11 protein-coding genes are annotated in these 14,643 nt (G+C 29.6%); 1 reads left to right on the top strand and 10 read right to left on the bottom strand.

The window, feature by feature from the left end:
* Window positions 1-16: 16 nt before the first annotated feature.
* The 10 genes from HBE96_RS14865 to bla form a co-directional block, all read right to left on the bottom strand.
* A complete protein-coding gene (locus HBE96_RS14865) occupies window positions 17-1,576 on the bottom strand; it encodes an AAA family ATPase (protein ID WP_169298528.1) in 1,560 nt (519 codons plus the stop codon).
* Between the two features lie 342 nt (window positions 1,577-1,918).
* Window positions 1,919-2,266 (bottom strand): GNAT family N-acetyltransferase, encoded by a 348-nt coding sequence (locus HBE96_RS14860; protein ID WP_169298527.1) that lies wholly within the window; start codon window positions 2,264-2,266, stop codon window positions 1,919-1,921.
* A 625-nt stretch (window positions 2,267-2,891) separates the two neighbouring features.
* Entirely contained in the window at window positions 2,892-3,041 is a 150-nt protein-coding gene (locus tag HBE96_RS14855; protein WP_206154952.1) for a hypothetical protein, read from the bottom strand.
* A gap of 103 nt (window positions 3,042-3,144) precedes the next feature.
* Window positions 3,145-5,808 (bottom strand): translation factor GTPase family protein, encoded by a 2,664-nt coding sequence (locus tag HBE96_RS14850; protein ID WP_169298526.1) that lies wholly within the window; start codon window positions 5,806-5,808, stop codon window positions 3,145-3,147.
* 251 nt (window positions 5,809-6,059) lie between these two features.
* A complete protein-coding gene (locus HBE96_RS14845; RefSeq protein ID WP_169298525.1) occupies window positions 6,060-6,368 on the bottom strand; it encodes an MGMT family protein in 309 nt (102 codons plus the stop codon).
* Window positions 6,369-6,741: 373 nt separating this feature from the next.
* On the bottom strand, window positions 6,742-7,827 hold the full coding sequence (locus tag HBE96_RS14840; protein WP_169298524.1) for a UvrB/UvrC motif-containing protein: 1,086 nt from the start codon (window positions 7,825-7,827) through the stop codon (window positions 6,742-6,744).
* A 223-nt stretch (window positions 7,828-8,050) separates the two neighbouring features.
* Entirely contained in the window at window positions 8,051-9,067 is a 1,017-nt protein-coding gene (locus tag HBE96_RS14835; protein ID WP_169298550.1) for a U32 family peptidase, read from the bottom strand.
* 71 nt (window positions 9,068-9,138) lie between these two features.
* A complete protein-coding gene (locus HBE96_RS14830) occupies window positions 9,139-10,479 on the bottom strand; it encodes a hypothetical protein (protein ID WP_169298523.1) in 1,341 nt (446 codons plus the stop codon).
* Window positions 10,480-10,735: 256 nt separating this feature from the next.
* On the bottom strand, window positions 10,736-12,799 hold the full coding sequence (locus tag HBE96_RS14825) for a penicillin-binding transpeptidase domain-containing protein (RefSeq protein WP_169298549.1): 2,064 nt from the start codon (window positions 12,797-12,799) through the stop codon (window positions 10,736-10,738).
* Between the two features lie 19 nt (window positions 12,800-12,818).
* Window positions 12,819-13,625: a subclass B1 metallo-beta-lactamase gene (gene bla / locus HBE96_RS14820; protein ID WP_169298522.1), complete on the bottom strand. Its 807-nt coding sequence runs from the start codon at window positions 13,623-13,625 to the stop codon at window positions 12,819-12,821.
* A 296-nt stretch (window positions 13,626-13,921) separates the two neighbouring features.
* Here bla and HBE96_RS14815 point away from each other — a divergent pair, with 296 nt between their 5' ends.
* A complete protein-coding gene (locus HBE96_RS14815) occupies window positions 13,922-14,314 on the top strand; it encodes a BlaI/MecI/CopY family transcriptional regulator (RefSeq protein WP_169298521.1) in 393 nt (130 codons plus the stop codon).
* Window positions 14,315-14,643 lie beyond the last annotated feature (329 nt).

The raw sequence follows: 14,643 nt of genomic DNA, 5'->3' as shown, positions 1-14,643 counted from the left end.
TTTCCTTACGTAAGTGCTAAATTTCTTCGATTTTACAATTATGTTCTTTTTTCTTTGAGTCATAACATATTGCCACTGCTAGTATCTTCTTACCTTCATTCTCTTTTCTAAATTTCTCTACATATTCTTTTTTTCTTATCTGGTTAATTGCCACTTCCAAAGTTTCATCCTTCTTAAGTTCAACTATAAAAGCAATATCATTCTTCCTTCTAGGATGAAAAGCAAAATCTGCATATCCTTTTCCAGTTTTCTCTTCTCTTTCTATCCTATATGTATCTCTAGCAGAAAGATATGCCAAAGTTAACACACAGGATAAGCTATTCTCATCATTATATTGAAGTATTGGTATTTCTGAATTATGAATATAGTGTAGTATATTTTCCACAGATTTTGTATCTCCATTAACTGTTGCTTTTAGCATTGTTTTTGAGTTCTCCAATATCTTTGAAACATAACCAAATGATTTATCCTTTAATGCCTTTTCAAATTCTTTCATAAGCTCCTTGTTAGGTATTTTTAAATACCCATCATGATATGATAAAAATCCAAGTACGATCATAGCAGCGTATATCTCTTCTTTAGTTTTTGGCGCTCCTTGACCAGCTCTAAATTCCTCATCTATTATAATATCAATTTCCTCGCCTGATACCATTTCTATAACATCGTCCCTAATTTCTAAAGTATTGTATTTAAGATATTCTGCTACCTCATCCATAGCACCAGTATTAGTCCAATAACTTTCACAGTAATTATTTTGAAGTGCTTTTACTACAGACCTCGGATTATATATTTTAATACCTTTAGCAGTTAAATATCCATTATACCAACTTTCAATTTCTTTGAATTTCATTTCCCCATTTTTATCACATAACCTTATAACTTCATCTTCTGTAAATCCAAAATATTCTCCAAAGATTCTATCCTTTAAAAAAGTGAACTCATCAAACATATTAAGAGCTGAACCACTTGAATATTTCTTTATAGGAAGAACCCCCGTCATATAGGCTAAAGATACATAAGGCTGATCCTTTAAAAGATTTCTTAAAAATTCTAAAAAATCATTCTGATTTTCTGTAAAGAGGTTATTATTAAAAATATAATCCCACTCATCAAATATAAATATAAACTTATCTTTTGTACAAAATAACATATCACTTATAGTAAAATAGTCTTTAAATTCTAAGTTAGGATACATACTTTTTATATCATCAATTAATGCACTTTTTATTAAATCTATATACCCTTCATAACTTTTATTTTTATCTGGTATCTTATTGAAAGTTATACTTATAACATTATATTTATTTAAATGCTCTTCATAATCATCAGACTTACTTATACTAAGTCTATCAAAAATCTTTTTTGAATCCATAGCCTTGGAATAATAAGACTCTAACATAAAGGTAACGCTTGATTTTCCAAAACGCCTTGGCCTTGTTACACATATACATTTATTTTTTGTAGATATTTTTTTGTTAAGCAACATTATCATAGAAGATTTATCTACAAAATATTCTTCATTTACAAGTTCTCTATAATTTTCAAAAGATTTATTAGTGTTCAAATATATAGCCATGAAATCACCCCCATTTATAATTATTGTAATCTATTATTTAACTTATACTCACTTTAATTTTTAACTTATTTACAATAATTATAACATCAAAGCAGATTATAATTTTCCAATTTAACATACATCCAAATCAATAAAAGCATTTAACTTTTCCCTTGTTTATATTATATCCTATTTTATTAATGTAAACATAACACTTGAAAGATTTATGCCAATTCTGATTATTGTTTTTTCTATCTAATTCCTTTATCAAGAGTTTCATTTCCAGAGGTTGACTTTATTGGTGCGTTAGATACTTTCTTTGACAAAATATTATTCCATTCATTTATACACTTATCATACTTACTATCCATCATAACATCCTTCTTTTACCGTTTTAACTTGCATATATAAATAACCTTGTTCTTTAGCATAGTTATAACAAGTTCTAAATAACTTATTACCAATCTTATTTCTATGAAACTCTTTTAATACTCCCATAACATAAATTTCAACAGTATAAGGACTTGTCTCTTTTAGTGCAATAAATCCTCTTACCTGTTCATTCTCTATATCTGCCCAAAACGGCATGCCTCTACTACAATTAACATATTCCGCTGTACTCTCTAGCAAGCCAAACCAATCTGGAAGCTTAGATAATACTTCCCTTGCTATTTCTTCTTTCTGGAACTTATCCTCAATAGTAAATATCACTATTATTCTCCTTTACACATTCCTATTTATAATCTATATTTACATCACACTTATTACTATACATTATAACATTTTTAGTAAATACTGCATTTTAGGAAACAATTTACCTACTTACTTGTGATACGGTATTTTTACCTATAGAAATAACTTTAGGCAAATCATATCAATACCTAATACTAAAAACCGCACTTACTTATAGTACGGTTCACTGTATCACATTCTATATCACCACAAGAATCATTCTCATTAATTATAAATTATCTAAAATAAATTCATCAGCAGCTATATGAATACTTAAACCATTTACTTTATTAATCCATCCTTCTAAAATTACTATGCATGTAGCAGATCAAATTGTTAACAATTTGCTTACACCTCCTGGAAATACTTGTGAGCACATCAAATTTGCTATACATAGTCTAAAGCTCTCATTTTCCAAAATCAGGACCACCCGTAAAACGGGTGGTCCTGATTACTTAATACAAATACACTGATATTAATATTTCTATAAGAAATGAGGAGTATTTTTTCTTATACTCCTCATTTTTCTCATTCGAATATCCAATTTTAGTAAATTTCTCATTTATTTACGATATGGTTCACCGTAACGATTGTAACGGAGGTTTTAACTTATCCACATTACCTTTATATAATTCTCACTAGGAATATTAACTGTAAACACCTTGTTTCTAACAATATTCTCATAAGTAAGAATAGCTTTTCTTATAGAAATTCCTAAAGTTGGATGAGCTGCTGAAACTATTAACTTATACATGCCATTCTTCGTTGAAACGTCGAAGAATTCAGCATGCATAAGTTGAATTTCAGTATAAAAAAACTATAGTACCTTTCTACTGGACTTTATATTTGCCATTCCACTATTTTAAAAATTTATTAAATTGTTCTTTGTCTTCTTCAGATAACGTATCGGATAAAGCATTACGTTTCATCCTATATTTTTCACTATATTCTTCCATCATTTTTTTATTAGCCCACTCTACTTCGCTCATTAGCTCCATAGCAGATAATAACGCTGCTCCGTTTCCTCTAATGATTATCTGTTCTAAGTTATCTGAAGTGGCAACTGTTATACTGTAATTTCCGTGGTTCTGATGAACAAATTTTTCAATATATTGATCTGCAGTTTCCGCTTCTTTTGTATAAACAACATGAATGTTATTATAATCATATATTTCCACCTGGTGCCCTTGAACACGGTAAGCATCAAAAACTACGATAATTTTATTTCCTTTAATACCTTGATAATTACATAAAATATCTAGTAATTTTGTCCTAGCTGCATCAATATTATCCTTTGCAATTTCCCTTAGACCCTCCCAAGCAAAAACAATATTATAACCATCCACCAATAGATAGTTTTCCTTTGCTATATTATTTACACTGCTGTAAGTATCAGTTTTATAATGGCTCTCTAGGGCAGTTCTTCTTTTTTTCCAAATAGATTTTTTACCTTGATTTGCATAAAAGGTTTTATTTATAATCTCGTCAATTTCATCTAAGCCTATAGATTTTCCCTGTGCTTGAGATGATTTCTTTGTTATTTGTGAACTAGTGCTTTTTTCTTTCTGAAAATAGTTCTCTAAATGCATATAATTTTTAACCTCATCCCAATTCACTAAGAAACCAGTGCCATTAGCACAAAAAACTGAACCTGTAGGACTTACTATATCTCTTTCTGGATCATATCCAATGCTTTTTATAATCTCATCTGAATTATGGCAAGGTGCATATCCTTTTAAACTGTAAAATAATCTTCCCTTGCCTTTGGTATAGCTAATCACATCTCTTTGATAGTTTCTCATGGTAACCACAGGGGCGCTTCCTACAACTGTTGCTATGTCTCCATTTACCCCGGTTATTTCGCAGGTCCCATGCATTCTTTCAATATCCGTCATGGCTCTTCCCACCATTTTTTCCGGCAGTTCTAATTGAAATTCATAATATGGTTCTAGCAATATAGAATTTGCCTGCATAAGCCCCTGTCTCACTGCACGATAAGTGGCTTCTCTAAAATCACCACCCTCAGTATGCTTTTTATGGGCCCTTCCTGCAACTAATGTTATTTTCATATCTGTTATCATTGAGCCAGTTAAAACACCTTTATGAGCCTTTTCTTCTAAATGAGTCAGTATCAATCTCTGCCAGTTCTTTTCCAAACAATCTTCACTACAGTTTGTAAAAAACTGTAGCCCACTGCCAAGTTCCCCAGGCTCCATCAATAGATGTACCTCAGAATAATGCCTTAGAGGCTCAAAATGCCCAACACCTTCTACAGTATTCAAAATTGTTTCTTTATAAAGTATAGTTCCAGAATCGAAGGTTACATTAATATCAAAACGATCTTTTATAATGCTTTGCAAAATTTCAATTTGTACTTCTCCCATTATTTGAACCTGAATTTCCTGCAAATTCTCCTCCCAAATAATATGAAGTTCAGGTTCCTCTTCCTCTATTTCACGCAGCTTTGGAAGCAAGATTCTTGGATCACAGCCCTCTGGTAATATAACCTTATATGACAATACCGGCTCAAGTAATGGTTTAGAAGATGCACTTTCGGCGCCAAGCCCTTCACCTGGATAAGTTTTTGTAAGTCCAGTCACCACACATATTGCTCCAGCCTCTGCTTCACTTACAAGTTCAAATTTCTGACCTGAGTAAATCCGAATTTGATTTATTTTCTCTTCCCAAATATTATCTGTACTGTTTTCTATGTCTTTAGGTTTATTGGTTAAAGCTGTCTTAACCTTTAAACTTCCTCCAGTTATCTTCATAAAGGTTAGACGGTTTCCTTGATCATCTCTAGAAATTTTAAATACTTTTGCACCAAACTCCTCCCCATAGAAAGGTCTTTCAGAATACTTTACTATTCCATTAATAAATTCTTCTACACCTTCTAATTTAAGTGCAGACCCAAAATAACATGGAAAAACCTTACGACTCTTTATTAATTCAGAAATCAGAGCGCTTTTAATTTCACCTGTTTCTATAAAATTATCCATAACCTTTTCGTCACACATTGCAATTTGGTCATAAAAAATCTCCATATCATTTTCTTGAAACTCTATACACCCATCATTTAATCTATCTTTTAGCTCTTTCATAAGCTTTTCTTTATCAGTGCCTACTTGATCCATTTTATTAATGAATATAAACACTGGAATTTTATATATAGACAATAAACGCCATAAAGTTTGGGTATGGCCCTGTATTCCATCAGCACCACTTATGACTAATATTGCATAATCTAATACTTGAAGTGTTCTTTCCATCTCTGCTGAAAAATCTACATGCCCTGGAGTGTCGAGCAAAGTAATTTGCGCTTCATCTACCTGAAATATGGCTTGCTTTGAGAATATGGTTATTCCTCTTTCTTTCTCCAGCTTATAGGTATCTAGATAAGCATCTTTATTGTCTACTCTCCCTAGCTTTCGAATTTTTCCACTTAAATATAGCATACTTTCTGATAATGTTGTTTTTCCCGCATCTACGTGTGCCAATATTCCTACTACTATTTTTTTCATGATCTATTTCAATTCCTTTACTTTCGTATAAACTTATATCTATATTATATCTTGTTTAACAGCAAATGTCTTGATTAGACAAATAAGTTGATAATTATAACCAATTGTAGTAAAGTTTTCCCATATCCTGAAACAGTAATTTCTAGAAACTTGTGAAATTTACTCAATGTATCCTTTATCATCTCGTAAGGTATGCTTACCAGAAGCAACATAAATAAACTTAAAATCTTCATTCATGTTTAATCTGCATCCTAACAATCCCACTGATTTTCCTTCATATCAACATGATTTGCATCTTTAAAGGATACACCTTCTTCTAACAGCAGAAATCGTTGTTCTTGCCACCCAGGTGCCAACCTTCCAGCATAATTTACCACACGATGACATGGATATCTCCCATAAAATTCTGCTTGGCTAAGAACCTTCCCAACAAGTCGTGCATTTTTGTCTCTACCAATAAGGCTGGCAATTTGCCCATATGTAGCCACTTTCCCTTCTGGGATTTCTTCCACAACGGAAAGTATCTCATAAATTAATTGTTCATTCATAATCTTTTTCATATATTCACCTGTAATATGAATCCTTACTTGGATATATTATTATATATTTACACAATATTTAATGTTCTGTCTTGGTGATATAATACTAACCAAAAATAAACAGTGTGTCAATGCAACACAGTGATGGACAGTGATGCAGTAAGTGTATTCATTATCGCCCAACTTGCCTTGATTAAGTATTTGACAGTACTTAGTATCTTTTAAGATTTTTCTTGCCATATTACAGACTTCTTATTTAGAATAAAAATAAACATTTATCTTTAATTGATTTTCCAATAGGCATTAAATCTCTTTAATTTACCTTATTACTCCTTATTTGTAGTACTTTTCACAGTATCACATTCTATACCACCGCAAGAATCATTCCCATTAATTACAAATCATCTAAAATAAATTCATCAACAGCTCTATTAATACTTAAACCATCTACTTCATTAATCCATCCTTCTGGAATGACTATATATTTACATGCACTTTCTTTACTTTTTAAATAATTATATATTATATGAACTTCATCTATTTCATTCTTTCCAATATTAATTGAAGTTTTTAAAGCATTACTAAAATGGGATATAATATTGCTTTTTAATTTATACTTTATTTCATCAACACTAAAATCACTAATTTTATATTTTTTACTGAAAATTACTTTATTATATCTTATCAAAAATAACTTAATTTCTTTATCATTTAAAAACTCTACTAAAGCAATATTTTTATTGGCTTCTGTAAATGCAATAATTTTCGCAGTACTTATTAAATGTTTTACTTCTCTTATATAATCTCTATATTTAGCTGCACGTTCAAAATCAAAGTTTTCAGCAGCAGTATTCATTTCCTGCTCCATTTCTTCAAGAATAGTCAAATCAGTTCCATTAAGAAGCTTTATTATCTTTTCTACTAAAGCAAAATAGTGCTTCTTAGAAGGATTAGCTGTACACATACCAATACACAAATTTCTAGAATACTTTATACAGCCTGAAGCCTTTCGAGAACTATTAGTACACAAAATTTTGCTATGTTCCTTTATACCATAAAGTCCCTTTTCTATAGTATTTTTATTAGTATAAGGTCCAAAATAAACATTTCCATCGGAATTATTAGTCTCGCTAACAATTTCAATATTGGGATATTTCTCATGCATGTTTATTTTGATATAACAATAACCTTTAGTATTTTTCATTTGCCTATTATATATTGGTTTAATTTCTCTGATTAATTTGCATTCAAGAAGTAAAGCTTCAAATTCCGTATCTGTTAGTATATAATCAAAATCCTTAAGGTTTTTCACTAACTTTATTACTTTTGGAGAATGTGATTTGGAATTTACAAAATAAGATCCAACTCTATTTCTTAGATTTTTGGATTTTCCCACATAAATAATAGTATCTAGAGAATCTTTCATAAGATATACTCCTGGTGAAAAAGGCAGTTTTTTAATTTTTTCTTTTATGTCCAAAGCTGCACCCTCCTAAAGGTAAATTTAATTACTCAACTTTTTCCACAGTTAAAAAATTATACAGCACAACTTTTTTAAGAGGACAATTGACAGGGGACATAGGACAATGAAGGTGATTTTTCGTAGCAAAGCGGAGAAAAATCCTCCTTCACTGTCCTCTGAAAAAGTTGTGTCACAATGTGCTTACTATATTAAACTAAAATTTTATAGTGTAAAAGTTAAGTTAATAATAACATTCCCCACTACATTTTCTATGTACCAATTTATCTTTTACTACTTTTTCATAACTCTTGCTATCTTCAATGTACTCCAGCATATCTATAGCTTTTTTTAAATTTCGTACATCTCTCTCCATATTCTCAATAGAATTGCCTCTTCCAACCACTTTTAAATGTGTAACACCAGCCTTTTTTAGTTCTTTTAAAGAACATAATCCACAGCCTGTCTTACCCAAAACATATGAATCTTCCATTTCCTCTTCATTTCCTGCATAACATTGATTTTTCATATAAATTTCTTCATTATACTTATTGTCCAACTCTCTATAATATAGCTCAAGCCTTCTATCTACTTCTTGAAACTTATCTGCATATTCACTCACTTTTGATAACTGATATGGCATTTTACACAAATGTATCATTTCATCACAGTGTAGAGAATTACAAAAAGCTCCGGTATAGTGACATCTCTCATTTAGAATAAATGCTTCATACTCTAAGTTTTTCATTTTATTATTATTTATACATGATTTCATATCTTCAATTGAATTTTTCCTATGAAATATATAGCGGGATATATTAAGTTTATTAAAAAAATCAATGGAAAGACGATTTAATTCAGCACATTCTCCACTTAAATGTATGGAACATTTTATATTCTTCTCTTTCAAATATAATATAAGTGCAATATCTGCTATAATGAATTCATTAAAACCAATATCTATTAAATCTTTTATTATTTTGGCTATCATTTCATATTGTTCTTCAAGGTAGTATAAATAATTAAAAGTTATACTCACTGGCACCTTATATACATCAACCATTCTTTTAAGTATTTTCATATCCTCCAGAGAACTTATCTGAATATTATAGTAAAGCACTTCTCTTCTATTTAAAGGAAACAGATTGCCATATTTTTCATTCCACTCATAGGGTACATATCCACAAAATACTTCATCTGCCCCAGCTTTCACTAATGTTTTATAATCATCAATACATCCTAGTCCTGCTGTTATCTTCATCATATTTTCCTCCTAAGTACAATAGGAAAGGTATCAAGCCTATTGGTTTACTTTCCTGCTCACACCTTACATTATATAAAATTCAAAACAAATCTATCTATGCCACTATTTATGTAATACTCTACTTCCTTTGGGTTTTTAAGTAAAGTATCATCAAAAGCAAATAAAGAATTATACCTTCCAACCATTTTTAAATGCTTGGGATAAGAGAATACATAATCATTACAATACTTTGGGCATCCAGTAACAAGCTTCTGATTTCCTCTGTCCATGGTTGTACACATTGCATATAGTGGACAATATTGTGATGTATTTGTTTGATAAAAAGGAATATGCATACTGTGACATCCTTCTGCAATAGAAATTTTATAACCACAGTTTTCATATTCATATCGTCGTATTTTGTAGTCTTTCAAAAACTTATTAAAAATTGAACTATTAAGGCTGTTTTCTGACATTAGTTTTTTATTTTCCATGTATCCCTTCTTATAAACATATCTTGGATCTTTTTTTCTCTTATTCAATAAAACTCCTAGTAACAACTTAAAATAATTTGTTTTATTTTCAACCAATTTCAACATTCCAAAGTCATTTACTATAATCTCTATTTCTGTATTATTTTTATCACACCAATTATATACTTTATTTATAATATCTCTTGTTTTTTCTATATAACAATCTCTTATATATGTAAAACATAAAGTTATTTGAAGTCCTTCTTCTCTGGCCTTTTGCATCATATTCATTAACTCTTTCATCTGTGGAAATAAATTATGGCAAAATTCATTTCCAATGTAAAGCCTGGTAATATCTTTTTGAAATAGTTTATGATTATCTACAAAATTCTCTTTTAAATAATCTTTTTTAAAGTTTCTGATATCTTTGTCCATATACTTCTTATATAAAATATTATTATCCAAAACAATAGCTAACTCTATTGAATCAATAATGTTATCATTCCATTCTGAATAATTTAACCCTGACATCCAATCTTTTTTCTGTTGTAGATAATACTTATAAAATTCATAATCCAATTCTGCTGGGTATCCAACCATTTCCTTTGAAAACTCATTATCATCGCCAAATGCTTTTAGCCTAACATACTTTGAATAATTTTTAAAAATATTTCTTACATTATTTGAATACTCCTGTCCTTCAATAGAAAAAACATATATTAAACTAAAATCCCCTTTTCTTTTTTCTATAATGCTATAATCTTTTATTATTACTTCTTCATATCTGCCTTCATCAAATATATAAAATATTACTTTTAAACAATCTATGTTGTCTATTTCATCAGCCAAACGCACAGTTAACTTTTTAGGAGATATTTTTAATATACGTACTTCCATGTCATTTAATAAACAGGTTAAAATTCCTGATGGTAAAAATTCTACTTCTTCCTTTTCCAAAATGTGATACCTCCTCTTAATAAATATACTCTATTACAATTTAATTATATATTATTATTTAACACAATATATAATTAAATAGCACTACCCCTAGTATTATAATATTTAAAATAACCCATGAAAATCTAAAATTTTCATGGGCTTTATGATAGAAACATGGATAATGAAATCCACTAAATAGCAATTTCCTAATGAATAAACATGATAGAAAACTTTTTCTAAATACAACTTAACTAACATGCTTATGTAAAAAACACTATTTAGCAACATTAAAGTTTTCAAATACTTTTTTTACCATTGGAACTACATAATGACTTCCGCCTCTCTCTTTTACATCCTGAGCCATAGCTATTACCAAAAGGTTAGGGTTATCCGTATTAACTGCTGCAAACCATCCTAATTCAGTACCATTAACATCACCTTGAGAAAGCTTAATTTCTGCAGTTCCAGTTTTTCCAGCTAAATTCAACCCTGGAATATATGCTTCATGTCCAGTACCACCAGGATTTTCAACAACCTGAGTTAAATCCTTTGAAATTGTATCTGCTATCTCCTTTGAAAAAATATTATTCTTCCATATCTCCGATTTTCCAGTTTCATTGTACTTAAGATATGGTTTTATCATATTTCCACTATTAACAAAAGAACTATAGATAGCTGCTAAATGAAGAGGATTTAACAATATTTGGCCTTGACCATATCCACTGTCTGCCAATTGAATTTCATCTTTCATATCTCCATCTGCATCAAACTGTGATTTAGACATTGCATATTCAAAAGGAATCTTTTCTCCTAAACCAAATTCCTTAAGTTCTGTTTGAAGTGTACCCTTTCCTATATCTAGTGCCGCCTGTGCAAAATATATGTTGTCAGAATGAACTAATGCATTTATAAGGTTTGTTGGTTGTCCGTAATCATCAACTCTTGTAACAAAATAACTTCCCCAACTCTTATCCTTCTGCCATTTAAGTCCTGAAATATTCTTGGAAACTTCTTTATCAATCTTCTTCGTTTTAAGTCCTATTGCAGCAGTTACAGGCTTAAAAACTGATCCTGGGCATAAATTGCTTTGAAACCTATTATACAAAGGTTTTTTCTTATCTTCATTTAAATTTTTCCACAAATCCTGTGATAATCCCATTACAAAGTCATTAGGATTATAAGAAGGTGTACTAACGAGAGCAAGTACCTCTCCAGTTTTTGGATTCATTGCAACTGCAGCTCCAGCATCTTTACTTAATTCATCATATAGAAGATTCTGTATATCAGAATCTATTGTTAACTTTAAATCTTCACCATTTTTTACAGCTGTACTAATTAAGGTCTTTTTCTTTTTCCCATTTTTATTAGCTATATATATTTCATATCCATTCTTTCCTCTAAGGACCTTTTCATATATCTTTTCCAATCCAGTTTTACCTACTACGTCACCATTTTTATAACCTGCATCTTTATTTTTTTCTATTTCATCTGCATTTATTGCTTGAACATATCCTACTAAATGTGCAGCCTTTTCCTTTAGTGGATATACCCTTGCTTTCTTTTCATTCACCATCACTCCTGGTATTTTTAAAAGTGAGTCAATTTTTTCTTTATCATCTTCCGATATTGTTTTTATAGGAATAAACATATACGACTGTACATAAGATGCTGACAGTTTTTTATTTATATCTTCTACTGGAACTTGCAGTGCTTTTGAAACCTCCTCCTTTGATTTGTCTGCCTCATTACCAAGCTTCCCTGGTATAATGCCTATTTCAGCTGCTGTGCCATCTAGTGCTAAAGTTTTGTTATTTCTATCTTTTATTTCACCTCTTTTAGCATTCAAAGTATTTATCCACACTTTATCTTCATTCTCAAGTTCAGGAAAAATCATCTTACTGCTCCATATAATTTTCCATGTTTTATTCTTCCTCAGCTCACCAACATTAGAAAAAGTTAATTTACCTGCTGCAGTATCCATTGTAACTTCAAAATTAATATTTTCTATACCTTTGTCGTATTTATTTTTCTCTAAACTTTTAACCTTTACATCAACTTTTTTTAATCCAATTCCATTATGAATATTTTTATAACGTTGAACAAAATCTACTTCACTAATCTTACTCTTACTATCTTCGTCTATCATATTATACATAAATTTAAAGTCTTTCTTATTCCATGCATTCACATAACTATTAAAAGCCTCTTTAGCTAAAGTAGCTTTAGCTTTATTCCACCAGAGAATAGATATAAATGCTATTAGCATAATTACTGCAAAGACAAAGACAAATAGAACTAACTTTTTATTTTTATATAACTTGTTATTTAAAAAATTCATTTTCATTAAATAATCCCTCTTAAAATAATTTCTTCAATAAATCAAATGTGTGTGTAAGTATTTGTTTACTTCCCCACTTGCCATGTGATGGTATGACAATCTCTACACTAGGAAACTTATTTATCAAATTTTGAACAGAATTAGGCCATTCCTTTATATTTGCATCCTTAGTATTTCCTATATCATTAGACTCTAATGGTTTTGCAATACATCCAGCGTATAAAATCTTATACTTTGGCAACCATACAACAATGTTATCCGCTGTATGCCCCTCACCTGGAAAATATACTTCCAACTTAGTTTCTCCAAAGCTTAATATTTCATCATTATTAGTAATAACTGGATTGGGCTTGTCATAACCTAATTTTTCAGCCATTTGAGCTGTTAGTGGAGTAGATTTAACATCTATCTTATTATCTAATAAAGTTTTAATTCCACCAATCCTATCCATATGTGCATGTGTTACTATTGCAGCAATAATGTTTTGATTAAATTTTTCTTTTGTTAGTTTAATTAATTCTTTCGTTTGATCATTAGTCCAAGGTGTATCTAGCAATACCAATCCTTTAGTTGTTAAAACCAATAAACCATTTGATAAAGTTCTAACTCCATTAATGTTATAGTATGTGGTATGCACCCAGACATTATCATTAATTTTAGTTAACTGCACAAAATTAGAATCATTGGTTCCACTTTTAAATATAGATTCTTGCACTTTTTTATCTCTCATTGAAGTTGTTTCCTTTGTCTTATTGGAACAAGAACTCATAGTTACAATTAATACAAAACCTAAAAATATAATAAATACACGTTTAAATTTTTTCATAAATTAACTTACTCTCCCCTCATTTTTATAAATACCCACGCCAGATATTTAACCATACATAGAGATATGTTATCGAAGCAAAATGCACATACAAAAACTTTTCACGCTAATCTTTATAAGCCAGAATGGCCTCCTTATAAAAATATTATCAAAAACTACAATTGTAATAATTAAAATATTACAGCTGTAGTTTTTAAAAGTCAATAAAAACTTTTCTACATTTTAGGACAATTGACAAGAAAAAACTAAAATATTATAATCTAATTATTACAAATGTAATAATTGGGAGGTTTTATATGTCAGATCTACCTAAAATTTCAGAAGCAGAATATAAAGTTATGAAAATCATATGGTTAAATGCTCCTATAAGCACTAATGGAGTTATTGATAAGCTTATAGAAATTACCACCTGGAGTCCTAAAACAATTCAAACCTTACTTTCAAGACTAGTAAAAAAAGGCGCACTAACTTACGAAAAAAACAGTAGAACTTTTGTGTATACTCCACTGGTAAAAGAAGAAGATTACTTAGAACGAGAAAGCCGCTCCTTTTTAAATAGATTTTATAATGGAACATTATCTTCTATGGTTCTAAGCTTTTTAGAAAAGGATAAATTAACAGAGGATGATATTAATGAATTAAAAGATATTTTAGATAAAAAAGCGAAAGGAAATAATAAAAATGTATAATTTATTTTTTATCCATTTCTTGTTAAGTACATTCGTTTTATCTATTCTTGGTATTTGCATATTATTATTTAAGAAAATATTAAAAAAGCATATTTCAATAAAATGGCAGTACAATATTTGGTTTTTGTTTTTAATTATGCTAGCAATTCCTTTTATGCCAAGTAAGTTTTTTAACTGCCTAAGTATGAATAACTTCTTATTTACTTCAGTTATGCAATTTTAAAATCTAAATTTCATATTGAGGATAAAACATGATTTATAGGTTATTTCATCCAAAATTAATAGAAACACTTATACAGTTTTATAAAATGGATTTTCAAAAAACTTTT

Origin of the sequence: Clostridium muellerianum (genome assembly GCF_012926525.1) — a bacterium.
Classification (GTDB): Bacteria; Bacillota; Clostridia; order Clostridiales; family Clostridiaceae; genus Clostridium_AM; species Clostridium_AM muellerianum.
This window is presented reverse-complemented; position numbering and strand designations above follow the sequence as displayed.

Excerpts from the sequence above, each read along its gene's own strand:
- HBE96_RS14865 (WP_169298528.1), bottom strand. The coding sequence starts at position 1,576 with ATGGCTATATATTTGAACACTAATAAATCTTTTGAAAATTATAGAGAA.
- HBE96_RS14855 (WP_206154952.1), bottom strand. The coding sequence starts at position 3,041 with ATGTATAAGTTAATAGTTTCAGCAGCTCATCCAACTTTAGGAATTTCT.
- HBE96_RS14850 (WP_169298526.1), bottom strand. The coding sequence starts at position 5,808 with ATGAAAAAAATAGTAGTAGGAATATTGGCACACGTAGATGCGGGAAAA.
- HBE96_RS14845 (WP_169298525.1), bottom strand. The coding sequence starts at position 6,368 with ATGAAAAAGATTATGAATGAACAATTAATTTATGAGATACTTTCCGTT.
- HBE96_RS14835 (WP_169298550.1), bottom strand. The coding sequence starts at position 9,067 with ATGAAGATAACAGCAGGACTAGGATGTATTGATGATTATAAAACATTA.
- HBE96_RS14825 (WP_169298549.1), bottom strand. The coding sequence starts at position 12,799 with ATGAATTTTTTAAATAACAAGTTATATAAAAATAAAAAGTTAGTTCTA.
- bla (WP_169298522.1), bottom strand. The coding sequence starts at position 13,625 with ATGAAAAAATTTAAACGTGTATTTATTATATTTTTAGGTTTTGTATTA.
- HBE96_RS14815 (WP_169298521.1), top strand. The coding sequence starts at position 13,922 with ATGTCAGATCTACCTAAAATTTCAGAAGCAGAATATAAAGTTATGAAA.